This is a genomic window from Marinomonas ostreistagni (assembly GCF_016888445.1).
Taxonomy (GTDB): domain Bacteria; phylum Pseudomonadota; class Gammaproteobacteria; order Pseudomonadales; family Marinomonadaceae; genus Marinomonas; species Marinomonas ostreistagni.
The window spans coordinates 261,366-284,965 of the sequence record NZ_JAFEKF010000002.1 but is presented as its reverse complement, the minus strand read 5'-3'; the positions used below and the strand labels follow the sequence as shown (position 1 = coordinate 284,965).

Genomic DNA, 23,600 nt, shown 5'->3' with positions numbered 1-23,600 from the left:
GATGCTCAAGCATACGTTAGCCGCTGCGCAAACCGAAGGGCATGTCCCTTCGGGCTTTGCCACGCGCACCGGTATCAGCCTTAAACCGCGCTACTACGAAGACATCTTAGCGCAGCGTCCTGAGGTCGGTTTTTTTGAAATTCATGCCGAGAATTACCTGAGCGCTGGCGGACCCGCACGTTATTACTTAGATCTGATTCGTCAGTACTACGACATCAGCGTCCATGGCGTCGGTTTGTCGTTAGGCGGTGACGAGCCATTAGATGTGGCCCATTTAGAGCGCGTGGCCGCTCTTGTCGAGCGCATTGAGCCAGCGATGTTTTCTGAGCATCTCGCTTGGTCACGCCACCAAAACAGCTTTTTAAACGATCTCTTGCCAGTACCTTATACGCCTGAGCGGTTACAGGTGTTATGTGAGCATGTTGATCAGGTGCAGACCCGCCTGAAACGCCAAATTCTCATCGAGAACCCATCGTCGTATGTCGAGTTTCACTCCAGCGCCATGCCAGAAACCGAATTTATTCACGAGTTAGCTCAGCGCACCGGCTGTGGACTGCTATTAGACATCAACAATGTCGAAGTTTCCTGCTTCAACCATGGTCACAACCCTTATCAATACTTATTGGATTTTCCCATGCGTGCCGTGCAACAGATACATTTGGCGGGCTACGCGCTAGACGAACACGCTGCACTGGCGCTCAAGATCGACTCCCACGATGCGCCGGTCGCCGATGAAGTATGGCAACTGTATCAATACGCGCTACAGCGGATCGGTGACTGCCCGACCTTGATCGAGCGCGATGGCCAATTACCAGAGCTTAGTCAGCTACTTAAGGAAGCTCAGCAAGCTGATCAGATCCGCGCCAATGCACAGGAGCTACGTCATGCAAACTGAGTTTCACGCCGCGCTATGGCAGCAAGACAAACACCTGCTACGCGATATCAAAGCGCGCGGTGCCAGTGAACAAGACAGTCGCTTTAGCGTCTATCGCAACAATGTTCAGCATTCCCTGATCGAGGCGCTGAGTGATATTTTCCCCGTCTGCAAGCAGCTAGTGGGCGAAGCGTTTTTTCACACCATGGCACGTCAGTATAGTTACCAAACCCTGCCGAAAAGCCCAGTTTTATCCGATTATGGCGACACTTTCGCCGATTTTATCCAAACGTTTGTACCAGCTCAGTCGCTGCCGTATTTAGCCGATCTGTGCCGCTTAGAATACCGTCTGCTGCAGCTAACCCATCAGGCCGAAGCTGCGACGCTGACATTGGCCCAAGCTCAACAACGCTTAAGCCAAGTACAACAACCCGACACCCTGCAGTTGACGCTGTCAGCTAACTGCGAGCTGATGCAAAGCCCTTACGCCATCGGTTCTTTATATCTTGCTCATCGCCAAGCCACCCCCGATCTCAGCCAGCTAAACGTCTATCAACCTGAGGCGCTGTTACTGACCAAAGACGGTTTATACGGCTGCTGCTATGTCATCTCACAAGCGCAGCATGCGTTTCTAAACGCCTTGATAGAAGGCCATCGCTTGGGCGAAGCCTTACCCGAAGACGTTAGCGGTACGGCGTTTGATCTGGGCCAGACGCTAGCCCAGCTGATGAAGTGGCAAGTATTCAGTGACATCAAAGAATCCTAGGAGGACTTATGCGACACGCCTTATCTGCGCGCATTGAGCGTCTATTCCAAACCGTGCCAGAGAGTGTGGTTTTGCTGCTGACGCGGTTTGCCTTAGCCGCCGTTTTTTGGCTTTCAGGGCAAACCAAAATCGAAGGCTTCGCCTTTAACCCAGTAGCGGATGTATATGAATGGGGTTGGCCGATGCTAAAAGACAGCACGGTGTTTTTATTTGAATACGAATACGCCCTCCCTTGGATCGATCCGACTTGGGCGGCTTATCTTGCCACGATCGCCGAGCATCTGTTGCCGATTTTATTGCTCACCGGTGTGCTGTGCCGTTTGGCCGCCTTAGGTATTTTCGCCATGACACTGGTGATTCAGATATTTGTCTACCCTGATGCCTATGCTTTGCACGGCACTTGGGCGGCGTTGGCGCTGTTATTAATGCGCCAAGGGGCAGGCGTCATCTCAGTGGATTATTGGCTTAATCGACGCGCACAAAAAACGCGGCCTTAGCCGCGTTTTTGATAACTTCTTAAAGCTGTTACTGAGCCATTTTGCGTGTCGGCAAGGTATAAGCGATCAAGAACAACAGCGCCGCACACACCACCACACTTGGCCCTGTTGGCGTATCCCAATGGTACGAGGCCCAGAGGCCACCACAGACGGATAAACAGCCTAAAATGCCGGCAAATGTCGCCATCTGCACCGGAGTCTGAGATAACTTACGGGAAGTCGCCGCAGGGATGATCATCAAAGAAGTGATCAACAACACGCCGACAATCTTCATCGCCACCGCAATCACTACCGCCACCAACAACATCAGTAGCAAGCGAATCGCTTCCACTGGGTAACCTTCGACTTTGGCCAGCTCTTCATTGACAGTCATCGCCAGCAAAGGTCGCCAAAAGGCTACCAAGAGCGCCATGACAACCAAACCACCGCCATAAATCCAGTACAGATCCGTCTGGCCGATGGCGAGCAAATCACCAAACAAATAGGCCATCAAATCGATACGGATATTGTCCAAAAAGCTGACCGCAACCAAGCCTAGCGACAGCGCCGAATGCGCCAATATGCCAAGCAAGGTATCCGTGGCAATGATCTGCTTTTTCTGTAACGTCACCAGCACCAGTGCCAAGCCGACACACAACACCACAATGGCTAAGTTCAAATTAATATCGAGCAAGAAGCCCAGCGCTACGCCTAACAGCGCCGAGTGCGCCAAGGTGTCACCAAAGTACGCCATTCGACGCCACACCACGAAAGCTCCCAAGGGCCCCGCGACCGCCGCCACACCTAAGCCGCCGAGCAAGGCGCGCATTAACAGTTCCAACATTTCTTACTTCTCCGGGCTAGTGGCTATGGTGCTGACAATGCTTGGAATGCACATGGCCTTCTTCGACCACTTCGCCGCTGTCATCATGAACATGATCGTGTTGGTGTGAATAAATCGCCAGTGACGCATCGGCCCCCGGCACACCAAATAACGCTTGATAGGCAGGATGATCTTTCACATGCTGCGGCGACCCCGAACAACATACGTGCTGGTTCACACACACCACGGTATCGGTTTGCGCCATCACCAAGTGCAAATCATGGGAGATCATAAACACGCCGCAATTGAGCTCATCACGGATCGCCGCAATCAAGTTATACAGCTCGATTTGACCATTTACATCGACCCCTTGCACCGGCTCGTCCAGCACCAATAAATTGGGCTGATTGAGCAACGCACGGGCCAACAACAAGCGCTGCGTTTCACCACCTGACAAAACATGCACTTGCGAGTTTTCCAAGTGTGGAATGCCCACTTTGGCCAGCGTCGGAGCGATCTGCTTTTTATTCACACCGCGCACCAACCCCAAGAAATGCTTCACTGTCAAAGGCAACGTCGGATCAATGTGTAGCTTTTGCGGCATGTAGCCAATACGCAAGGTGTCATGGCGCACTACCTTACCGGAGCTTGGCTGTTGTAGATCCAACAAGGTGCGGATCAAGGTACTTTTACCGCTGCCATTTGGGCCGATCAAAGTGACGATCTCGCCTTGATGCAGGGTGATATTAATATTGCTTAACAGCTGGCGCTCGCCGAAGCGAATACCAATGTCTTTTAACTCGGCTAACCGGGTACTCATGCCAAGGCTTCCTTAGTGACGACAATCGGCGCATAAGCCGGTCAGTTCGATGGTCTCTGAGCGCAGCTCAAAACCTTGCTCTGCCGCTTTATCGATCAAGGTTTGATGGATGTCTTGGTAGTCAAATTCCATCACGTTTTGGCACTCGTCACAGATCAAGAAATAGCCCTTGTGGACTTTGTCTGCGTGGGCACAGCCAAGATACGCGTTCATCGACTCAACCTTGTGGATTAGGCCTGCAGCCAACAAAAAGTCTAGCGCGCGATACACCGTCGGCGGCGCAGAATTGAAGCCTTCTTCGGCCAATTTGGCCAACAATTGATACGCCCCAAGTGGACGATGGCTCTGCCAAATCAACTCCAACGCACGGCGGCGCACCTTGGTTAAACGCTGGCCCTGCTCGGCGCAGACGGTTTCCGCCGTTTCCAACGCTTGCTCAATACAGATATCGTGATTGTGCGCATGATCATGACTGTGATCGTGGCTCTGATCGTGTTTGTGTTCGGTCATTAGAATGCCCGCCCTGCTACTTGTAGGTCACTGTAAATCATCGTGACACTGATAAAAATTAAGGCGCAAGCGGCAAGTACTGCCAGCCCTTTGGTCAAACGACTGCGCCATTTATTGGGGCTCAATGCCATACTGCCATCGCGCACTAGGACACTGACCAATGCCAGCGCCGACACCGTGAGGGCGGTGCCTAGCGACATCACTAAGGTCGCTAACATTCCCCATTGTAAAATTCCGGTGCTGGTGGCAAACAGCAACACCAACACTGCCCCCGTACAGGGGCGAATACCGATCGCCGACACCATCGCAACCGTACTGCGCTGGGCGACTTTTTGTTCTTCATGGGCGTGGCTATGATCGTGATGACAACCATGCCCATGGTGCGCATGCGCTGCGTCATGGTGATGGCCGTGACAGCCTACTTCATCATGAGAATGATCATGGCCACAGCTGGATTTACCGCGCGCCAAACGCCACAGCATCCACACACCAATCAAGCCAATCGCCGCATAAGAGGCTAATTCTAACATACGCGTGGTCTGTGTGACGCGTCCGGCGAGCTCTAATACCTGCGCCAGCGCCACCACCAAGGCGATCGCCACCACACCTTGTAGCGTAGCGGATAAAAATGACAGCCAAATACCCTTACGCAGCGGCGCTTTCGTGGCCAACAAATAAGACGCAATCACTGCCTTACCGTGACCTGGACCCGCTGCGTGAAAAATACCATATAAGAAGCTCGCCACCAGCAAGCTGCCAATCAACGCAGGGCTTTGTTCTCGGCTTAGGCCTTGCACCAAGCTCGCCAACTGACGATGAAAGTCGCGCTGTTGTTCCATGATCCAGCGACTGACGGCAAACATCGACTGACCGTCGGCGGCCCAAGAGCTGCTGGCCAGCAGCGCTAAGATAAGAGTTACGACAAGATTACGTGGCACCATTGGCTCCGCTGTAGGGTTATCATAATGTTATAGTATAACATTTAAACGCAAATGAACATCCAGCCAATGACGCCTCAGCATCGCTTAATTTGGCTGCAAAAAGCCCATCACACCGCCCATAAAAATCTGCGCCGCCATCGCGGCCAAGATCAAACCGGTGATTTTCGAGAGAATATTGAGTCCGGTGCGGCCTAAAAGTTTCTCAATCAAGGAGCTGGCGTACAACAACACGCCCAAGGACAACAACGCCCCGACAAGGCCCAATACGCCGATCACCAAATCCCAGCCTTCAAACTCCACACCATAGACCAAGATGGTACCGATGGTCGCGGGGCCAATAATAGTTGGCACCGCTAATGGCACTACCGACACATCGTCGCGCTCCTCACTGGGCATACCGGTAGCGTGGTTACGGGTACCGTCTTTGACCAAGCTGATCGCCGACATAAACAGCAAGATGCCCGCGCCGATACGGAACGAGTCCAGCGTAATGCCCAATACATCAAACAAGGCACCGCCAAAAAACATCAACACCAACGAAATCGCCAGCGCCGCAATGATCGACTTATTCGCCACATGACGACGTGCTGAAGGTGTCTCACCGCGCGTCAGTGCCAAAAACATCGACAACACGAAAAACGGTGCGAACAGGAAGAAGAACTTAATCCAAGTGGAAATCAATAAACTCATGATAGGTCATACCCAAGTAGACACCGCTCACACGATCAGCGTTGAGTCAGTGCCAATTTAATACCAAAGCCCACCAGCAATACGCCAGTTAAGCCATCCAAAGCTTGCGCCACTTTTGGTCGCGCTAGCCAAACTCTTGCACGGTGAACCATCACCGCCAAAAAGGTCTGCCACCCCATCGCTATGATAAAGTGCAGGGCAGCCATAAACAGAGATTGTGTCACCGCCGAGTGTTCTGGGTTGATGAACTGCGGTAAAAACGCCATGTAAAACACAATCGTCTTAGGATTCAAAAGATTCGACAACAGGCCTTGGCGAAACGCCGTGCGCGCGGTAAACGTACGCCCTTGGGGCAACTCCAAACGCAAGCCTTGAGCCTGCCACGCACTGCGCAGTGCCTGCAGGCCGAGATACACCAGATACAAGGCCCCAGCGATCTTAAACATAGTAAACAGCGTCGCCGAGCCAAGCATAATCACCGACAAGCCCAGCGCCGACACGGCAGCATGAGCAAACAGCCCCATGCAAATGCCCAAACTGCAGACAAAGCCGACCCGCCAGCCCGCCATCGCCGAGCTGCGTAACACCAACAAGGTATCCACGCCGGGGCTCATGGTGAGCAAGCTAATCGCCACTAAAAAAGGTAACCACTGAAACTGCTCAAGCATGACACGCCTCGTCTAACATTCGTGGGCGACGGTTGAGCGACTTAGGGATCGCAGCTTAGATCGACCCAGCCTTCCATATAAAACTCCGTCGCATCAGCAGGTGTTGGCGTACAGGTTTCGGCGCGCATACCATTGAGCTGCACCAAGCCCTGCTCTGGGATCACCATCGCAAAATAGTTTTCCGGATCACCAAAACCCATGCGTAAGCGCTGCTGTTGTAGGTCGACTTCATTAGGCAGGGTAATGCCCAAACGCACCGTAAGCGCTTGATCTTGCACGCCGACATCGAGCACATCGACGCTCGCAGGCGTGACCGCTTGGCCATCCACCTGCATCTTTATAAAGTAGCCGTATTGCGCCAAATTGGTAAAGGCTTCGGCCGCCTCTGCCTTCTCGGCTTTTTCTAACTGGCCGTTGGCGTCTTTATCAAACTCGATCAACATATCTAAGCTTGAAAACACATCAAACGACCAGTGCGCTTCCACCACCTGCACGCGCGGCGTACTGACATTGACCGAATAATAGGAATCGATCCAAATGTGCGGATGCGCCAGCGCCGAGCTTACGCCCAACGCACTCAGTAATCCGATGCAAGCATGACGCCAATACGCGCGCATTTAGTGCTCCATTAAACTCGGTACGTTGCGCACACGCGCTTCCAAAATGCGCTGGAATTCCTTCGGATCGTGTTGTTGAGCTAGACGCTCTGGGTCGTCTTTCGCACCGTGCCATGCTTCTAAGCGTGACAACCAAAAGCGCAACGCCGCGATCTTCATCATATGCGGCCAAGACAGGATTTCCGCCGCGCTAGGCTTGCGCTCATGCATGTAGGCATTGATCATGGCGTGGTATTTGTCCATATCCAACTCGCCCGTGCTCAAATCCGAGCACCAATCGTTGACCACGATCGCAAGGTCGTACATCAACCACGAGTAGCAGGCGTTGTAAAAATCGATGATGGCCGACAACTGCTCGCCTTCAAACAAAGTATTGTTGAAGAACAAATCGCCGTGCACTGTGCCCTTGGCCAACTGATCGTCGTATTGATCGATAAACTGATCAAACTCCGCCACTTGCTCAAGCAACAAATGCGCTTGCTCTGGCTCAAGCTCCGGCGCCAACGCTTTAGACGTTGCGTGCCACCACTCCATGCCGCGATGGCTTGCACGCTGCTCAGGGAAGTCCATACCTGCGGTATGCAGCTGCGCAAGTACCTTACCCATGATGCGGCAAGATTCCACACTGGTAGACTCCATGATGTCGCCAGGGAAGCAATCGACAATGATCGCTGGGCGATCCTGCACCACGCGTAGGCGCTCGCCTTCGTTATCAAGCAACGCCGCTGGCACATTAAAGCCTTTGTTCTGCAGATGTGACACCACATCTAAGAAATACGGCACTTCATCAAACTCAAACTCTTCAAACAAAGTAAGTACATACTTCCCTGTTGTCGTCGTGACAAAATAATTGGTGTTTTCCACACCCCCTGAAATGCCTTGAAAAGACACCAGTTCACCTAAGTTGTAATCGGCCACAAGGCCGCGCATGTCAGAGTCCGAGAGAGAAGTGTAAACAGCCAAAATCTGTACCTAATGAATTAAATCTGCATAAGCCGCTAATGCTCCACAATCAGAGCAAAAAGGTCAATTGAACACCACGAAAAAAGGGGCGATTATGTTAATCTACGACGCAAATATCTAAGATTTGAATTTAAACAGACGCGATACGCCGAGCGTACCGTGCACGAGGGAAATTATGTCGGCTCAAGATTCACTGACCCATGCAGCACCGATGGTATTGGTAGACGGTTCGTCTTACCTGTACCGCGCCTTTCACGCCATTCCACCACTGACCACTAGCGACGGCCAACCGACCAACGCAGCCCGTGGCGTGATCAGCATGATCCGCAGCTTAATCGGCCGTTACCCAAATTCCCCGATCGTGGTGATTTTTGACGCCAAAGGCAAAACCTTCCGCGATGACATGTACAGCGAATACAAAGCCCAGCGCCCACCGATGCCTGACGACCTGCGCGTACAGATCGAACCGATCCACCGCATGATCGAAGCCATGGGCTTGCCGTTGGTCATCATCGACGGCGTCGAAGCCGACGACGTGATCGGCACCATCGCCAAACAAATCGGTGGCGAAGGCCGTGAAGTCGTTGTTTCTACAGGCGACAAAGACATGGCGCAGCTAGTCACCGACAAAGTCACTCTAGTCAACACCATGACCGACACCGTGATGGACGTGGAAGGCGTTAAAGAAAAATTCAAAATCCCACCTGAGTTGATCATCGACTTCCTAGCGCTGATGGGCGACAAAGTCGACAACATCCCAGGCGTACCGGGCGTCGGTGAAAAAACCGCCTTAGCCATGCTGCAAGGCATCGGCTCCATCGAAGAAATTTACCAACGCCTCGACGAACTGGCGGACTTGGGCTTCCGTGGCTCTAAAACCATGGCCAAGAAAATGGAAGAACACCGCGAAATGGCCGAGCTAAGCTACAAGCTTGCCACCATTAAATGCGACGTCGAGCTGCCATTTGATCCACACACGTTGAAAAACGAAGAAATCAACAAAGAAGCCCTACGCGAGTGGTTCCAAAAGCTAGAATTCAAAACCTGGTTGCGCGATATCGACAAAGCCCCAGCCCACGGCACCGCCGATGACACAGTGGACAACGAAGATGAACCAGCGCCTGCGGCCAATATCGACGTCGAGTACGACACGGTGCTTGATAAAGACAGCTTCAACGCTTGGCTGAAGAAAATCCAAGACGCCGAGCTGGTAGCCTTCGACACGGAAACCACATCTCTTAACTACATGGCCGCTGAGCTTGTGGGCGTGAGCGTTTCCGTGGAAATCGGCAAAGCCGCGTACATCCCAGTCGCACATGATTACGAAGGCGCGCCCGAGCAGCTGGATCGTGATTGGGTACTAGAGCAACTGAAGCCTTGGCTAGAAGACGATAACCAGAAAAAAGTCGGTCAGCACCTAAAATACGATGCCAACGTATTGAACAACTACGGCATCACCCTGCGCGGCATCGCCTACGACACCATGCTAGAGTCGTACGTGCTGAATTCCACCGCCACGCGCCACGATATGGACAGCCTTGCGACCAAATTCTTGGGCCACACCACGGTGAGCTTTGAAGAAATCGCTGGTAAAGGTGCCAAGCAAAAAACCTTTAACCAGATCGAACTTGAGCAAGCGGCCCATTACGCCGCCGAAGACGCCGACATCACCTTGCGCCTGCACCATGCGATCATGCCTAAGCTAGAAAAAGAAGGCGACTTGGTCAAAGTCCTAAAAGACATCGAACTACCATTGGTGCCAGTATTGGCAAAAATGGAACAAACGGGCGCCTTGGTCGACCCGGACTTACTGCACGCGCAAAGCTCTGAAATCGCTGGCAAACTGCAAGAAATCGAGATCAAAGCACACGAAGAAGCAGGCCAAGCTTTTAACCTAAGCTCACCGAAACAGCTGCAAGAAATCCTGTTTGAGAAGCAAGGCTTGCCAGTCATTAAGAAGACTCCAAAAGGCCAACCTTCGACTGCTGAGCCGATCCTGCAAGAGCTGGCCGAGCAATACGAACTACCACGCTTGATCATGGAACACCGCAGCCTATCGAAGCTCAAGTCGACTTACACCGATAAGCTACCAGAGATGCTACAAAAGACTGGCCGCATTCATACGTCTTACCATCAAGCCGTGACCGCGACCGGCCGTTTGTCCTCGACCGATCCGAACTTGCAAAACATCCCAATCCGTACCACCGAAGGTCGCCGCATTCGCCAAGCGTTTGTCGCACCGGAAGGCTACAAGCTGGTCGCGGCCGACTACTCACAGATCGAGCTGCGCATCATGGCGCACCTATCACAAGATAAGGGACTTTTAGACGCGTTTGCCAATGACCTCGACGTACACAAGGCGACCGCTGCGGAAGTCTTCGACACCACCGCTGATGAAGTCACCAGCGAACAACGACGCCGCGCCAAAGCCATCAACTTCGGCCTGATCTACGGCATGTCGGCCTTTGGCCTCGCGAAACAACTTGGCATCGGCCGCCCCGAAGCGCAGCAATACGTACAGCGCTACTTCGAACGCTACCCAGGCGTGCGCACCTACATGGACAACACCCGTGAAAGCGCCAAAGAAAAAGGCTACGTCGAAACCATCTTTGGTCGTCGCTTGTACCTACCTGAAATCAAAGCGAAAAACGCCATGATGCGCCAAGCCGCAGAACGCACTGCCATCAACGCCCCGATGCAAGGCTCCGCCGCCGACATCATCAAACGCGCCATGATCAACATGCACAACTGGCTACAAGGCACCGACCTAGATGTACGCATGATCATGCAAGTACACGATGAATTGATCTTCGAAGTGGCCGAGAAAGACCTTGATGCCGCGCAAGAGAAAATTGTCGAGATTATGCAGACGAGTAGCGAGATCGACGTACCTCTATTGGTTGAGGCTGGGGTTGGAAACAACTGGGACGAGGCGCACTAGGCGCCAACCCTAATTGGCGCATTCTGCCTAAAATTGACAAGATGCGCCAATTAGACGACAATCAAGAACATATAAATTAACTCTAAATAGAGATATTAAAATGTTGCTAGAATATGGTTTTGAAAATTTTTTTGGGTTTAAAGAAGGGGCCAATATTAGTTTTCGCGTACCTGAGCAGTATTCAAATGATAGTGGCATTTCAAAATTGTTATGTATCAAAGGAAAAAATGCCTCCGGTAAAACAAACCTTATTAAAGCTCTTTCTTTCCTAAGTAACTTTTGTACTAAATCATTCGATGATTATGAACCTGATGACTTACTAAATTACGAACCATTCTTTGACAGTGAAGACCCATCGAATTTTTTTGTAAACTTTATCATAAATAACACTGAGTATGTTTATGAGCTAAGTATTACAGAGTCTTCTGTACTGTCAGAAAGACTTTATAGGAAAAATAATCGCAAAACTCTAATATTAGAGAGGATTGATAATGAAATTAACTATTCAATTGCCTCTCTTTCCATTTTACGCTCGATAAAATTAAGAAAGAATGTTTCATTATTTAGCATATACAAACAACATAATTTAGATTCTGAAAATAAAAAAACTGATCTCTCCGCTATTGAAGATACATATATTTTCTTTAACAAAATGATCTTTAATGTATCTTATACGGGACTCGAAGAGACAGGATCAATGCCCTCTTTTGTATCGAAGATATCAAAAATATTTTATGAAAGACCTGAGGCTTTAGAGTTTACAAAAAATATCATAAAAGAATGTGACACAGGTATTACTGATATAAAAGTATTTAAACGAAAAAATGAAGAAAGCGGCAAGATATCATACGTCCCATTATTTTATCACTCACACAACAAAAAAGATCATAAACTACATTATTACTTTGAATCGACTGGCACTCGATCCTTATATGATCAACTAGGTAAATATGAAATTGTCCTACAGTTAGGTGGAATTCTTTGCTTAGATGAATTTGATATAAATTTACATCCACACATATTACCTAAGCTGATATCTCTTTTTGAAGATAAAGAGACTAACCCTAATGATGCACAGTTAATCTTCACTACACATAATACAGAAATCATTGATCATTTGGGAAAGTACAAGGTATACCTAGTAGAAAAAGAAAACAATGAATGCTTTAGCTATAGGCTTGATGAAATCCCAGGCGAGCTATTAAGAAATGATCGTTCAATAGCAAGAATCTATAATTCTGGAAAAATTGGTGGAACTCCTAAGATATGAGTTTTAAAAATTCACGGAAGGATGGCTTTTTATCAAAGATACCTACAATTAGTATCTTTAGTGAGAATAATGATCTTTCGAAACGCTGCAAATTCAACTTTTCTTACTTTGATCGAGACCAAGATGCTGGCCAAGATTTCAAGGATTGGAATCAAGATAATATCGTAAAGTTAATAGACAAGCTCATTAACTATTCAAAAGATAGCTTAGAGCATTGGCAGCGAGAAAAAATTGGTAGAGGGAGTGGTCATGTCTTAGAGGTCTATGGAGATTTCCCCAAGAAATCGGATTTCTCACATCCTAAGCACGTCCCTATTGAAGCAAAGTGGGCAAGGTTTAGAATAGATAGTTCAACAAGACTCATAGGCTTCGTAACGCCTGAAACATGCCACGATATGAAGCAAGGCTCTTCTGAATGGAAATTCTGCAAAAACACATTTTATATTGTTTTTTTAGATGATGAGCACAGGTTTTACAAAACTAAATAATCGATATTAACTAGAAGGCTTAACAGGCCACCCACCTTAAAACATGATCCAGCACTCAGTTCTACCAACTAAGCCAGTTTCATCTAAAGCTAGCTTTTCTTGCTTCGTTACCATCCATATCGTAGATTTTATCGAGATTTAACGTTTTTAGACGCAATAAACTCTTAACAAATCAGGCAAAACAGTGCTTAACTGGCCACCCACCTTAAAAAGTGATTCAACACTCAGTTCTAGCACTTAGCCAGCTTCATATAAAGCTGGCTTTTCTTGCTTCTTTACCACCCATATCGGAATGCGGTGGATCGAATCCGTCCAAACTCTTCGTCGGGAATATGATATTTGAATAATGTTTGATAACGCTTTGCTCGTGCTCTTTGCTGATGACTCAGTTTGAGATAGAGCTCGTGTGACTGCCAGAGCTCACTTTGTAGACCCAGTGACTCTTTTGCATGATAGCGATAGTTCGCCCACCCTAAAAACTTTTACCTTGGGAAATGAGCTGTTATGACATGTTTCTAAATATCAAAACAGGATTGGCGGAATAGGAGATTTTTGCCCCATTTCTGGAATTATTCTAAGAACCATGGCACTGTATATAAAAACAGAATGTTTATATACATACTTATATCAAACTTAAAGAGGCAGTATATGACTAAGAAGTTACCACGCCTTAACCTGAACAATTGGGGTCAGATGAAAATTAATCTTGTACGTCCCCGAGATCAAAGCCCGTAACGCCGTGATGCGCCAAGCCGCCGAACGCACCGCGATCAACGCCCCGATGCAAGGCTCCGCCGCCGACATCATCAAACGCGCCATGATCAACATGCACAACTGGCTCGCCGACACCGACCTAGACGTACGCATGATCATGCAAGTACACGATGAACTCATCTATGAAGTGGCTGAGAAAGACCTTGACGCTGCGCAAGAGAAGATTGTCGAAATAATGCAAACCACCAGCGAGATCGACGTGCCATTGCTTGCGAAAGCTGGGATTGGGAACAACTGGGACGAGGCGCATTAGTGCCTTATTTTTTCCATCACAATCAAAATCACAATTTCATTACCATCAGATATTCTAAAAAAGAGCACATACATTAATGGAAGAATTTAAATCAAAACTAATCAAAGAACCATTTAAAACCCTAAGTACTTTCTTCACTTTATTTGGACTACTCAATCTTGTAATTTACTATACTTATATTGAGTATGTTCCATCCATAAAAATAGAAGATCTAGGTGTACTTTTCATCACAACTACAGCATCAAGCCTTTTTTTATTAGTAAACTTATCAATGTATTTAATAATACCAGGACTAATACTGAGCATTAAAAGAAAATCATTTTATGATGTTTATTTTTTAGGGAAAGAAATTAAACCGTTTTTTGTGGCAGCAATATGTATACTTACACCTTTTTTAACATTCTCAATTTCAAGTGCACTGTATTTAATCTTAAATAATGATCCAGAAAAAATACCACCAGAATACATATTAACATTAACATTAGCACTTTCATGGCTTTTTTCCCTGGCAGTACTAAAAATTCTGGATTTTAAATTCGTGCATGAAAAATATGGAAAATTTAAAATCTCTCTCCAAGCAACGGCGGCGTCATTCTTAATTTTCTTTCCTGTCATAGTAGTCTTAGCAATTTTCAAGACATCCAATGAATTCAAAGGAAACTATGAAGACTACATTTATATCTTCATAACAGGACTGTCTGTATTGCTCATAAACATCATAATAAGCAGCTCAGAAGCCAGTCTTCTTAAAATATTAATCTCAGGATTTATGTTAATATTAATCATATCAATTTCAAGCAAAAATACTTATTACATACCGAAAGCAACTGCAAAAATATTTAAAATTGGAAACTTCAAAGTAGATTCAATTCATTTTAGTGATGATGGATGCAAAGTACTGGAAGAAATGAATGAGAAGTGCATAGAAAACACAATAACTGATGTGATAGTTCTCTCTAGACTAGGTCACGAATACCTAATAGAGACGCCTGATAATAGAAAGATTGTCATAAAAAAATCTTATATTAATGGATTTACGCTACCTAAAGAATATTAACAGGCAGCTTAACAGGCCACCCACCTTAAAAAATGATCCAGAGTTCAGTTCTATCAACCAAGCCAGTTTTATCTAAAGCTGGCTTTTCTTGCTTCGTTACCATCCATATCGTAGATTTTATCGAGATTTAACGATATTTAGGCGGACTGTACTCTTACCAGTTCAGGTAATAGAAAATGAAAGGGAGTGAGAGCTTACTAGGCGAGTAGCTGTTTCGTTCAGCTTATTTTCGGTCGGCGTTTGTAGCCTGCATTCTGGTAGTAGTTAGTTAGGATCAGCTCTGTGCCAACTGCTGCATGGGTATGTTTCTCAAATTCAATCGCGATGGTAAGCCAGTTTTTGGAAGTACTATTGAGATTTGCGGGTAAGATGCAAGAACCGCGATTTAGCGACAAAAAAGCCGAGCAATGCTCGGCTTATCAGTCTAATTTTATTGGTCGTACTAGCGCGCTACAGCTTGCTTTTGAGGTGACTTTGCTTTCAATGTACCTTCAGCTTTGGCCTTAGCGTACGCCTCGCCTAAACGCTTAAGATTGCTCGCTTTAAGCGCAGACATCTCTCTAGTGCGTTTTGATGACATTGTACTTCTCCTCATTGAGATCGATTTTTGACCAGAGCGGGTAATTTAGCTTTTTACAGTATCGCCATGCAAGCCTGTTAGAGCAGTTCACAAGGCGTGAATGGGTTACTGTTTCCATTGGGAAATATATTGCTCAAAAATAAGTATTTTAGATTTTTTTGAGAAATATATTTCCCAAAAACGGCTAGTAAAGTCTAGAATGAGCAAAATACTGCTCACTCAGGTATCTTATGAAATCCCTTACTATTCAAGCACTATTCGATCAACAATGGCATGACATCGCTATCGTCAATATTGCTGAGCCGGAGAAAGGCAATACTGGTCGATGTAGCCTTGGCTATGAGATGAACTATGCCATCGAGTGGCTTGACTACGATGATGAGCATGCTTGTGGACTGACGCTTCCGGTTCAAGTGATGATTGAGCATGAAGCAGAACGCTGGTTTGGCTTCTTGGATGATATTGTTCCAGCAGAGGCTGCACGCCGCTATCTGGTGGATGCTTGGGGCTTAGCAGGTCTATCATCAGGCGAATTGGATTCTGAACTATTAGAAAAAGGCACTATTGCACCAGTAGGCAATTTAAGAGTTAAGGAGTCTTTACCTAAATTACCAGAAAGCTCGACTCTTCATTTACGTAAGTTTGCTGTGAAAGATGTGGTCGAACGGGATTCTGACTTTTTAGCCTATGCTCAGGAAATGGGCGCCATCAGTGGCGGGGCAACCGGTGCTGGCGGCGAAGCCCCTAAGTTGTTATTGCGTTGCTCTGATAACGAAGAAGTATGGATTGATACCTTTCAAGACCAACATACGATTGCCGATGCTCATTACTTGGTAAAGTTTCCTAGAGGAAAGCACCGCACACAAGATGATTGCGATATCTTGCGCGCTGAGTACCACTTTTACCAAGAGCTAGCAGCCATGGGCTTTAACACCATCAATACGGAAGGTATGCGCCTCATCGAAGGGGAGCGCTACCCTTCCCTTTGGTTACCTCGCTTTGATACACATTGGAATGGTTCGGTTTGGGAGCGCTATGGTTTAGAGTCGATATTCTCGGTACTGCACAAGCCAGCTGGCAGTTACTTAAACCATTTTGAGGTATTACGCTCAATCTGTGCTTTGCTTGCCAAACGCTCTGCGAAATTTGACCCACAGCGTTTTGTCTGTGAATGGCTGACTCGCGATTTATTAAACATTGCTTTTGGCAACACGGATAATCATGGCCGCAATACCGCTTTACTGAAACGCCCGAATGATATTTGGCTGTCACCTATCTATGACTTTGCGCCAATGAAAGTGGACCCAGAAGGCGTAACTCGCACCACAAAATGGGGGCCGCCTTTTGAGGAAGGCGGTGAATACCGCTGGCACGCCATCACAGAAGAATTAGGCGATCTGTGTCCTAGTAACATTTCATTTTCCGCTCTGCAAAACACGGCTCAAAAGTTAGTGGGATTACAGGACAGATTGACGGAACGAGGCGTGGCAGAACGTATTTTAAGGGTGATTCAAATCGAATGGCTGGAAACTAAACTGACTCGCTGGGGGCTTTTATGAGCATGACACCTGCCGAACGCCAGGCATTGTTGGTACAACTGCTACAACAGCATTTACTAGGTGAAATCAGCCAAGGGCAAATGCTTAAGACGCTACGTAAAGAGGTCTTAGGATTTTCTCAAACCCGCTACGCGGAGTTTGTCGGAGTCAGTCGCCGTACGCTCACAGATATTGAGCAAGACAAAGGCAACCAAGCCCAGTCGATGATTGATACCGTGTTTAAGCCCTTTGGCATTAAATCTGGACTGACGCCGATCCACTCTCATGTAGCGAAGCACATGATGGCTGGTATGGAGCTATGAGATATTGGGGGCAGATGAAAACTAATCCACCCCTTCCATCAGCTTAACTATTGCTTTTACGAATTGGCTTTTTCAACAATCCTTTCCAACAGCGGCATCCACTCGCTTTCGACCTTAAGCTCAAAGCATTCCTCTAAAGCAGCGGCTAACTGCTCTGGGTTTAACTCTCGTTGCTCTACTGTGCCGTTGCGTGGGCGAGCCGTTAGGCGGTTGTTCAGCAATGCATAGCGAGTGTCATGTGTGGCTCGCGCCATCATTAAGTTGTGGCGGAATTTGGAGTTGGGGCTCGCTGAAGTAAACCAGTTAGCCACGTCCATCTCGATCGGCTCCTGAGGTTGGCTGGCAATATCGTATAGGTCTTCCCATCGCTCCTGTACGTTTACCTGCAACATCCAGCCGTGATCGTGCGTCAAAATACGAAATGCTTCGTGTTGTCCCTGCTGCGCTTCATCGGTTTCCAAACGCAGAGGATCGGTCAGTACAAGACCACCAAATCCCACATCCGCGAGCCACCATTCACCCTCAATACGTACTCTTAGCACCTGATGGGTGCGTGGGCCAAATGGCATATCTTCGGGCTGGCGCCAAACATTACGCGCCATTAACGATTCGACTTCAAACCCCAGTTGTTTTAGCACCTGCATAAACAGCGCGTTGTGCTCAAAACAGTAACCACCGCGACGATCGCCGATAAGTTTTTGCTGGATCTTCTCTAGATCCAAGCTGATGCCACGCTCAAGCAAGACATCAATATTCTCAAAGGGGATGTGCGCCGGATGCAGCGCGTGAATGGCTTTTAGCGTGGAAAGCTCTGGTGTTGCCGGCCCTTGATAGTGAATACGGGCGAAGTAGTCTTGCAGGTGAATCATTCTCTATACAACCTAAGTAAGTCCTGTGAGCAGCCGAAATGCTGGCGTTGCGTGTCTGCTGCCATGTTATTGCGAATCCACGTGGTGAACAATGGGCGCAAAGAGATCCGCTCTAAGAGTTACCACTAACTGATCTACGCACTATTCATCCTCGTACCGCTTAATAAGCATTGACCTGGAGGAATATATGAAGCCTTGTCTTATTCCCTGTGTACTGGCGCTCACGGCGTTTACTCAAGCTGCTGCAGCCAGCGATGAAACACTCACGAGCCTGCAAGATTTAAGGTGGGAAAACCGCATCATAGTGGCCAACGCCGGCCAAGACAGTACGAAGCTGACAGATCTTTTTAGCCAAGCGAGCGACGCGATCATTGATCGGGATGTGGTCTGGTTGGTGTTATCAGACAATGATATTCAGACTAATTACCAAGGTGCCATCAGCCCAAGCTTGTTAAGCCGCGTGAAAAGCCAGTATCAACTTAACGACAACGAGGTCATTCTGATCGGTAAGGATGGCGGCCTAAAAGAGCGCATATCGGGATTGGATCTAGAGCGCTTGTTTAACGATATTGATCGGATGCCTATGCGCATAAGAGAGATGCAGCAGTAACGCTTTGTACTATTAGCCAGCAACCAGCTCTTGTGAAATAGCGACTTGGTTACGACCGGCTTTTTTCGCTTCGTACATGGCAAGATCCGCTCGATTTAACAGCTCGTCGAATGTCTCATAGCTATCCTGTGACGCCAAGCCAATGCTGACGGTGGCAGAGTGCCACGCATTTTTGACGCATTGAATTGGCTCTCGTTCGACTCGCTCTCTGAGCTGTTCGGCGAGGATGCTAGCGGCAGCTTGATCTGTATTTGGCAGTAGGATCACAAACTCTTCGCCACCAAAACGGCCTATATGACCAAGACTTTTGACCTGCAAGACCTCACTGCAAACATCAACCACTGCCTTGATGACTCGGTCGCCTACCTCATGACCGTATTGATCGTTCACTTGTTTAAAGTGATCGATGTCCATCAACAGCACGCTAAAGGGTTGCCCTTCTGCTAGGCATTTTGCGTGATCTACATGTGCCATTTCTAAAATAGCGCGTCGATTATAAGTGCCGGTTAAGGCATCGGTCGTCGCCAGGTTTTTGAGCTCTTGTTCGATTTGTTTCTGTTCTTCGAGGCGCTGAGTCAGTAGCTGCATTTTAAGCTTCGATTTTCTACGAACACACCAGCCTAACAAGACCAGTAAAATCGCCACCAAAACGCCTGCCAAAGTGATATAGCGACCATTTTGGGAAAAGGCTCCGTCTTCTACCGAATCCAAATTAATCCAGTAGCGGTAGATGTCTCGCTTTTGTTGTGCAGTGATGCCGTCTAAGCCTTTTTGCATAATGGACAGTAGCGGCGCCCAGTCGTCTCTTACAGCGAAACGTAAATTCCACTCAAAGCCGGATTCACCGATGACTTTAAGATTGGTCAGGCCATTTCTTTCGATGTAGTAAATCGCGGCGGCGTTGGAGGCGACGATCGCATCCGCCGAGCCATAAGAGACCATGCGCAGGCCGGTCTCAATATCTGGCACGGCCATGGTGTTGAGTTGTGGATAATGCTCTTGCAAATGCTCGTAAGAGGCATAATTGTCGATACCGACAACTTGCTTGCCTTCCAGCGCTTCGATGCCTTCGCCGACGAATTCATTACGCACGATAATCACCGCCGGCAAACGAATATAAGGCCGAGTGAATTGCATATATTGACTGCGCGCTGGGGTTTGTTCGGCTGCGCCCCACATGTCGACCTCACGCGCGCGCCCTGCCGACACCACTTCTCCCCAGCTCTTTAGCTGTACGATCTCAAGTTTGAGGCCAAAGTTAAATTTCTGGTCGATGATGCGAATAAAATCGGCGGTAATGCCTTGGTACTCGTTGTTGTCATCGAAGAACTCGACCGGAGGATAATTAGGGGCGGGGGCAAAGCGAATCACGGGCTGATCCGCTAGCCACTGGCGTTCCTCAGCCGTCAAGATATCTTGTCCATACGACATGCCAGACATACTGAGTAGAAGCAGATATAAGCCACTCAGTAAGCTTCTAGTCAAAAATGCATTTGTCTTCATAACGTCCCTATCGACAAGATACCTGCAGGCTAAGATGCAGATATTGGATAACAGTAGCTTATAGTAATTCAATGGCCTGCTGTTGACCATCCTTACAAGATTGACTCAAAAAAGGCTGTGAGGGCAGATCAATACTACACCAGCACTGCCTAGCTGACACAAAACGCACAAAACTATGACAATCTGTTTTCAATTATGTGAATCTTTGTTGTTGTGGCATAATGGCACTACCGTCAGCGATGGTTCAAGGAAGCAACCTCTAAAGTTTCACTGGGCCACTGTTATTAGTTTTAACACCCCGAGGCTTTCGTGAACGTAACGCTCAGTGATCCCTTATATCTTGCCAAAGGCAGTTGCCGTACGGTGTTCAAGCACCCAAGTCACAACGACTTGTGCATCAAGGTTAACCATAACCCGCGCAAAGACCGCAATATTACAGAGATCGTGTTTTACCACTTTCACCGCCGCCATGCGTTGGATTTCATTGCGCAATACAAAGGCACCGTGGCCACCAACATGGGTAAAGGCGTGGTGACTGAGATCGTTAAAGATCATGACGGCAAAGTATCTAAAAGCCTTGAAGAATACATCGAAGCTAACTTGCTCTCGATTGAGCAAGGCTTTGCCTACATCAAGGCTCTGCAAGAAAAAGTCCTGAAGTGCGGTGTTTTATTGCACGATGATGGCATCCAAAATATTTTAATGCGCAAAGCAACAGATGGCCGCTTAACCCCTGTCTTAGTCGATGGCTTTGGCCCACGCGATATGAGCTTTAAATCTTTGTCACGTATGGTATTAAGCCCACTTGCTAGGAAAAAAAGCAAGCAGGTCATCCAAGGCATGCTGCGCCGCACAGAAAAAATGCGCGCAGGCGTCCTAGAAAGCATTCAAACCGGCCAAATCCCTACGTTTTAACCCTAAATAATATTCTTACCTTGCTCAGGATCACGGGCTTGATCAGCTTGCTCACGAATATCATCTGTATCACTGCTGGTGTCATTAAGGCTTGCAGGGGGCTCTTGCGTGGCGGTGCTTGGTTCTTGAGTCTCTGTGTCTTCTCGAGCCGGTTCAGTAGTTTGAGTTAGAGCGGTAGGCACGTTCAGCAGGATACGCTCGCGGGCGTCGTCAGGCATGCTGATCGACCGACGCGTAAACTCTTCGACCAATTCACGCATCAGCTGCGAGCTGACTTTTAGCGGGCTGTGCTGTTCGCTGTTGACCCAGAAGTACAGCACTAAATTGATGGTCGAAGCGCCTAAGGTTTCGATTAAGACTTGTGCGGGCGGCTCATTTAATACCGCAGCCTGCTGATTAGCGATGCTTAAGGCTAAGGTTTGAGCGCTACGAATATCGTTTTCATAACCAATACCGATGCTCACTTTAGCGCGCATTTTAGGGTTAGCGGTGAGGTTTTTGATGGTGTTTTTGTACACGGTGGCATTAGGGATTTGGATATGATTGCCATCGTAATCCACCAGTGTGGTCGCCCGTGAAGTCACCTTACGGATAACGCCTACGCGCCCATCGACTTCGATCACATCGTCAATCTTAAAGGGTCGCTGGATGCTCAATAGCAAGCTAGCAATGAAGTTTTCGGCGATATCGCGAAAAGCAAAACCGAGGATCAGGCCGATCAAGCCAGTGCCACTCATGATGGCCACGGCAAATTCCGTCAGTCCTGCCAAGCGCAAAAATAAATACACGCCAAGCAATATAATCAAAGTGCTGATGCCTCGCCTCACCACGACTTCGACTAACTTACTATCGGTCATTAATGCGATCGGACGAATCAGCAAACGCGATAAAGGGCCAGACATCAGATAACACAACACGAATAGCGCTAAACCCAATAACAAGGTAGGTAAGATTTGCGCACAGGCATGGACGATCTGTAGCCACTGCTGATAAAAAAAGTCCCACGTCCATACATCTTGATCAAAGCCCATTACTGAGTTTGGTGCGGGCACTAAAGTGTTTGTTTGACTCTCTGGCATAGCCTATCATCCTTGGTTAATCGCTATTCACTGTAACAGCAAATTACGCGGCCGACATGCTCTGATGGCGACCATGGCTCAATCGCCCTGAGCGTAGCGGTCCGCCTTTTGAGCAAAGGCAAAATCCTTAGCGGATAGACCTGCGGCGCTGTGCGTAATCAGCTGGATCGTGACCTTGTTGTAGACGTTGAACCATTCTGGGTGATGATCATCTTTCTCTGCATACAGAGCACATTGGGTCATAAAGCCAAACGCCTGCCCAAAGTCTTTGAATTTAAAGGTTTTACTCAACTTACCGTCTTCAATTTGCCAAGCATTTTCTGTGGCGGCGTTGAGCTCAGCTAGAGCCGTTTCAATCTCTGCTGGGGTTAATTTTTGACGCGACATAAGCATCCTTAATGTTAAATGGTACATGCTCACCACGGTAACGCATCTATGCGTCATAGGACTAGCGCAGAGCGCTATTTTTGCACTGGCGCCTGTCCTGTAAGCGCTATACAATCGTGCAAATAATCTGCAGTGGCATTTTCGCAGCACTGCTTTTCACGAGCCTTATGGGGAGTTTTCTATGGCGCGTTTTTCTATTAAAAAATCACTGGCGTTTGGCGCAGCAATCATCGCATTAGGCTTAGTGGGATGTAGTGCAACACAGTCCAACCGTATGGTGCCATCTGAGACCGTGGCGACTTATAAAACCAACTATCAAGGTCAAAAAACTACCTTAGTAGTGGGTAACTTCCAGAATCGCTCGTCCTACATGCAAGGGCTGTTTTCCAGCAATGTGGATCAGCTAGGCAACCAAGCAAAAACCATTTTAAAAACTCATCTGCAACAAACCAACCGTTTTAAAGTGGTCGATCGTGAAAACCTAGAAACGCTAAAACGCGAAGCCGAGTTAAATGGCGTCAGCCAAAGCTTGACGGGCGCTCGCTACACTTTAACTGGCGATGTCACTGAATTTGGTCGCAAGATCACCGGTGATAAGCAACTTTTCGGTATTTTAGGCTCAGGTAAAACACAAACCGCTTACGCCAAAGTCAGCTTAAACATCGTCGATGTGATCAATGGCGAAATCGTATACGCGACTCAAGCGGCCGGTGAATACGAGCTTAGCAACCGCGAAGTCATCGGCTTTGGTTCGACCGCCAGTTACGATGCCACACTGAATGGCAAGGTACTGAATTTTGCGATTACTGAGGCGGTCAACAACATCGTCCGTGATCTGGAAAATGGCACGTGGAGCGTTGAATAA

Annotated in this window: 24 protein-coding genes and 1 pseudogene; 13 read left to right on the top strand and 12 right to left on the bottom strand. The window is 47.9% G+C overall.

Annotated elements, in window-relative coordinates; genetic code table 11:
* Position 1: 1 nt before the first annotated feature.
* From bufB to JQX58_RS06785, 3 genes are read left to right on the top strand one after another with little or no spacing between them, the layout of a single operon-like run.
* A complete protein-coding gene (gene bufB / locus JQX58_RS06795) occupies positions 2-895 on the top strand; it encodes an MNIO family bufferin maturase (RefSeq protein ID WP_204146079.1) in 894 nt (297 codons plus the stop codon).
* Entirely contained in the window at positions 885-1,640 is a 756-nt protein-coding gene (locus JQX58_RS06790) for an HvfC/BufC N-terminal domain-containing protein (RefSeq protein WP_204146078.1), read from the top strand. The genes bufB and JQX58_RS06790 overlap by 11 nt, the downstream gene beginning before the upstream one ends.
* A gap of 8 nt (positions 1,641-1,648) precedes the next feature.
* A complete protein-coding gene (locus JQX58_RS06785; RefSeq protein ID WP_204146077.1) occupies positions 1,649-2,137 on the top strand; it encodes a DoxX family protein in 489 nt (162 codons plus the stop codon).
* 28 nt (positions 2,138-2,165) lie between these two features.
* On the opposite strand, the gene znuB is transcribed toward JQX58_RS06785, so the two are convergent.
* The 8 genes from znuB to JQX58_RS06745 form a co-directional block, all read right to left on the bottom strand.
* The gene (gene znuB / locus JQX58_RS06780) at positions 2,166-2,960 is read right to left on the bottom strand and encodes a zinc ABC transporter permease subunit ZnuB (protein WP_204146076.1); all 795 of its coding nucleotides are present in this window, start codon (positions 2,958-2,960) and stop codon (positions 2,166-2,168) included.
* A gap of 16 nt (positions 2,961-2,976) precedes the next feature.
* On the bottom strand, positions 2,977-3,759 hold the full coding sequence (gene znuC, locus JQX58_RS06775; RefSeq protein ID WP_204146075.1) for a zinc ABC transporter ATP-binding protein ZnuC: 783 nt from the start codon (positions 3,757-3,759) through the stop codon (positions 2,977-2,979).
* A 12-nt stretch (positions 3,760-3,771) separates the two neighbouring features.
* A complete protein-coding gene (locus JQX58_RS06770) occupies positions 3,772-4,269 on the bottom strand; it encodes a Fur family transcriptional regulator (RefSeq protein WP_204146074.1) in 498 nt (165 codons plus the stop codon).
* A complete protein-coding gene (locus JQX58_RS06765) occupies positions 4,269-5,210 on the bottom strand; it encodes a nickel/cobalt transporter (RefSeq protein WP_420827039.1) in 942 nt (313 codons plus the stop codon). Before JQX58_RS06765 ends, JQX58_RS06770 begins: the two co-directional genes overlap by 1 nt.
* An 84-nt stretch (positions 5,211-5,294) precedes the next feature.
* On the bottom strand, positions 5,295-5,900 hold the full coding sequence (locus tag JQX58_RS06760) for a MarC family protein (RefSeq protein ID WP_204146072.1): 606 nt from the start codon (positions 5,898-5,900) through the stop codon (positions 5,295-5,297).
* Positions 5,901-5,935: 35 nt separating this feature from the next.
* Positions 5,936-6,568 carry a LysE family translocator gene (locus JQX58_RS06755; protein ID WP_204146071.1) on the bottom strand — a complete coding sequence of 211 codons (633 nt, stop codon included), beginning with the start codon at positions 6,566-6,568 and terminating at the stop codon, positions 5,936-5,938.
* A gap of 41 nt (positions 6,569-6,609) precedes the next feature.
* Entirely contained in the window at positions 6,610-7,185 is a 576-nt protein-coding gene (locus tag JQX58_RS06750) for a DUF1007 family protein (RefSeq protein WP_204146070.1), read from the bottom strand.
* A complete protein-coding gene (locus tag JQX58_RS06745) occupies positions 7,186-8,148 on the bottom strand; it encodes a homoserine kinase (protein ID WP_204146069.1) in 963 nt (320 codons plus the stop codon).
* A 175-nt stretch (positions 8,149-8,323) separates the two neighbouring features.
* Here JQX58_RS06745 and polA point away from each other — a divergent pair, with 175 nt between their 5' ends.
* The 7 genes and pseudogenes from polA (at position 8,324) to JQX58_RS06710 (ending at position 17,372) form a co-directional block, all read left to right on the top strand.
* Entirely contained in the window at positions 8,324-11,089 is a 2,766-nt protein-coding gene (gene polA, locus JQX58_RS06740) for a DNA polymerase I (RefSeq protein ID WP_239090207.1), read from the top strand.
* 100 nt (positions 11,090-11,189) lie between these two features.
* A complete protein-coding gene (locus tag JQX58_RS06735; RefSeq protein ID WP_204146068.1) occupies positions 11,190-12,359 on the top strand; it encodes an AAA family ATPase in 1,170 nt (389 codons plus the stop codon).
* Positions 12,356-12,847: a hypothetical protein gene (locus JQX58_RS06730; RefSeq protein ID WP_204146067.1), complete on the top strand. Its 492-nt coding sequence runs from the start codon at positions 12,356-12,358 to the stop codon at positions 12,845-12,847. Before JQX58_RS06735 ends, JQX58_RS06730 begins: the two co-directional genes overlap by 4 nt.
* A 706-nt stretch (positions 12,848-13,553) precedes the next feature.
* Positions 13,554-13,874 (top strand): annotated as a pseudogene (locus JQX58_RS06725) (DNA polymerase); the annotation flags it as partial.
* 76 nt (positions 13,875-13,950) lie between these two features.
* Positions 13,951-14,931 (top strand): hypothetical protein, encoded by a 981-nt coding sequence (locus JQX58_RS06720; RefSeq protein ID WP_204146066.1) that lies wholly within the window; start codon positions 13,951-13,953, stop codon positions 14,929-14,931.
* An 810-nt stretch (positions 14,932-15,741) separates the two neighbouring features.
* Positions 15,742-17,070, top strand: coding sequence for a type II toxin-antitoxin system HipA family toxin (locus tag JQX58_RS06715; protein WP_204146065.1), 1,329 nt, complete (start codon positions 15,742-15,744; stop codon positions 17,068-17,070).
* Positions 17,067-17,372, top strand: a complete 306-nt coding sequence (locus JQX58_RS06710) for a helix-turn-helix domain-containing protein (RefSeq protein ID WP_204146064.1) — start codon at positions 17,067-17,069, stop codon at positions 17,370-17,372. The genes JQX58_RS06715 and JQX58_RS06710 overlap by 4 nt, the downstream gene beginning before the upstream one ends.
* A gap of 56 nt (positions 17,373-17,428) precedes the next feature.
* Here the strand turns inward: JQX58_RS06710 and JQX58_RS06705 are convergent, their stop codons facing one another.
* Positions 17,429-18,241: an arylamine N-acetyltransferase family protein gene (locus JQX58_RS06705; RefSeq protein ID WP_204146063.1), complete on the bottom strand. Its 813-nt coding sequence runs from the start codon at positions 18,239-18,241 to the stop codon at positions 17,429-17,431.
* A 187-nt stretch (positions 18,242-18,428) separates the two neighbouring features.
* On the opposite strand from JQX58_RS06705, the gene JQX58_RS06700 reads away from it, so the two are divergent.
* Complete coding sequence (locus tag JQX58_RS06700; protein WP_204146062.1) at positions 18,429-18,851, top strand: DUF4174 domain-containing protein; 423 nt, start codon at positions 18,429-18,431, stop codon at positions 18,849-18,851.
* Positions 18,852-18,863: 12 nt separating this feature from the next.
* Here JQX58_RS06700 and JQX58_RS06695 read toward each other — a convergent pair whose 3' ends face one another.
* Positions 18,864-20,354, bottom strand: a complete 1,491-nt coding sequence (locus tag JQX58_RS06695; RefSeq protein ID WP_204146061.1) for a transporter substrate-binding domain-containing diguanylate cyclase — start codon at positions 20,352-20,354, stop codon at positions 18,864-18,866.
* A 309-nt stretch (positions 20,355-20,663) separates the two neighbouring features.
* On the opposite strand from JQX58_RS06695, the gene JQX58_RS06690 reads away from it, so the two are divergent.
* On the top strand, positions 20,664-21,269 hold the full coding sequence (locus JQX58_RS06690; protein WP_204146060.1) for a YrbL family protein: 606 nt from the start codon (positions 20,664-20,666) through the stop codon (positions 21,267-21,269).
* Between the two features lie 2 nt (positions 21,270-21,271).
* On the opposite strand, the gene JQX58_RS06685 is transcribed toward JQX58_RS06690, so the two are convergent.
* The gene (locus JQX58_RS06685) at positions 21,272-22,348 is read right to left on the bottom strand and encodes a mechanosensitive ion channel family protein (protein ID WP_204146059.1); all 1,077 of its coding nucleotides are present in this window, start codon (positions 22,346-22,348) and stop codon (positions 21,272-21,274) included.
* A 78-nt stretch (positions 22,349-22,426) separates the two neighbouring features.
* Positions 22,427-22,735 (bottom strand): 4a-hydroxytetrahydrobiopterin dehydratase, encoded by a 309-nt coding sequence (locus JQX58_RS06680; protein WP_204146058.1) that lies wholly within the window; start codon positions 22,733-22,735, stop codon positions 22,427-22,429.
* Positions 22,736-22,916: 181 nt separating this feature from the next.
* On the opposite strand from JQX58_RS06680, the gene JQX58_RS06675 reads away from it, so the two are divergent.
* A complete protein-coding gene (locus tag JQX58_RS06675; RefSeq protein WP_204146057.1) occupies positions 22,917-23,600 on the top strand; it encodes a CsgG/HfaB family protein in 684 nt (227 codons plus the stop codon).

Bases quoted from the DNA above. Each gene is read 5' to 3' on its own strand.
- JQX58_RS06790 (WP_204146078.1), top strand. From the start codon at position 885: ATGCAAACTGAGTTTCACGCCGCGCTATGGCAGCAAGACAAACACCTG.
- JQX58_RS06720 (WP_204146066.1), top strand. From the start codon at position 13,951: ATGGAAGAATTTAAATCAAAACTAATCAAAGAACCATTTAAAACCCTA.
- JQX58_RS06785 (WP_204146077.1), top strand. From the start codon at position 1,649: ATGCGACACGCCTTATCTGCGCGCATTGAGCGTCTATTCCAAACCGTG.
- JQX58_RS06730 (WP_204146067.1), top strand. From the start codon at position 12,356: ATGAGTTTTAAAAATTCACGGAAGGATGGCTTTTTATCAAAGATACCT.
- JQX58_RS06715 (WP_204146065.1), top strand. From the start codon at position 15,742: ATGAAATCCCTTACTATTCAAGCACTATTCGATCAACAATGGCATGAC.
- JQX58_RS06770 (WP_204146074.1), bottom strand. From the start codon at position 4,269: ATGACCGAACACAAACACGATCAGAGCCACGATCACAGTCATGATCAT.
- znuB (WP_204146076.1), bottom strand. From the start codon at position 2,960: ATGTTGGAACTGTTAATGCGCGCCTTGCTCGGCGGCTTAGGTGTGGCG.
- JQX58_RS06755 (WP_204146071.1), bottom strand. From the start codon at position 6,568: ATGCTTGAGCAGTTTCAGTGGTTACCTTTTTTAGTGGCGATTAGCTTG.
- JQX58_RS06700 (WP_204146062.1), top strand. From the start codon at position 18,429: ATGAAGCCTTGTCTTATTCCCTGTGTACTGGCGCTCACGGCGTTTACT.
- polA (WP_239090207.1), top strand. From the start codon at position 8,324: ATGTCGGCTCAAGATTCACTGACCCATGCAGCACCGATGGTATTGGTA.
- JQX58_RS06760 (WP_204146072.1), bottom strand. From the start codon at position 5,900: ATGAGTTTATTGATTTCCACTTGGATTAAGTTCTTCTTCCTGTTCGCA.
- JQX58_RS06705 (WP_204146063.1), bottom strand. From the start codon at position 18,241: ATGATTCACCTGCAAGACTACTTCGCCCGTATTCACTATCAAGGGCCG.
- JQX58_RS06685 (WP_204146059.1), bottom strand. From the start codon at position 22,348: ATGCCAGAGAGTCAAACAAACACTTTAGTGCCCGCACCAAACTCAGTA.
- JQX58_RS06735 (WP_204146068.1), top strand. From the start codon at position 11,190: ATGTTGCTAGAATATGGTTTTGAAAATTTTTTTGGGTTTAAAGAAGGG.
- bufB (WP_204146079.1), top strand. From the start codon at position 2: ATGCTCAAGCATACGTTAGCCGCTGCGCAAACCGAAGGGCATGTCCCT.
- JQX58_RS06710 (WP_204146064.1), top strand. From the start codon at position 17,067: ATGAGCATGACACCTGCCGAACGCCAGGCATTGTTGGTACAACTGCTA.
- JQX58_RS06750 (WP_204146070.1), bottom strand. From the start codon at position 7,185: ATGCGCGCGTATTGGCGTCATGCTTGCATCGGATTACTGAGTGCGTTG.
- JQX58_RS06675 (WP_204146057.1), top strand. From the start codon at position 22,917: ATGGCGCGTTTTTCTATTAAAAAATCACTGGCGTTTGGCGCAGCAATC.
- znuC (WP_204146075.1), bottom strand. From the start codon at position 3,759: ATGAGTACCCGGTTAGCCGAGTTAAAAGACATTGGTATTCGCTTCGGC.
- JQX58_RS06765 (WP_420827039.1), bottom strand. From the start codon at position 5,210: ATGGTGCCACGTAATCTTGTCGTAACTCTTATCTTAGCGCTGCTGGCC.
- JQX58_RS06680 (WP_204146058.1), bottom strand. From the start codon at position 22,735: ATGTCGCGTCAAAAATTAACCCCAGCAGAGATTGAAACGGCTCTAGCT.
- JQX58_RS06695 (WP_204146061.1), bottom strand. From the start codon at position 20,354: ATGAAGACAAATGCATTTTTGACTAGAAGCTTACTGAGTGGCTTATAT.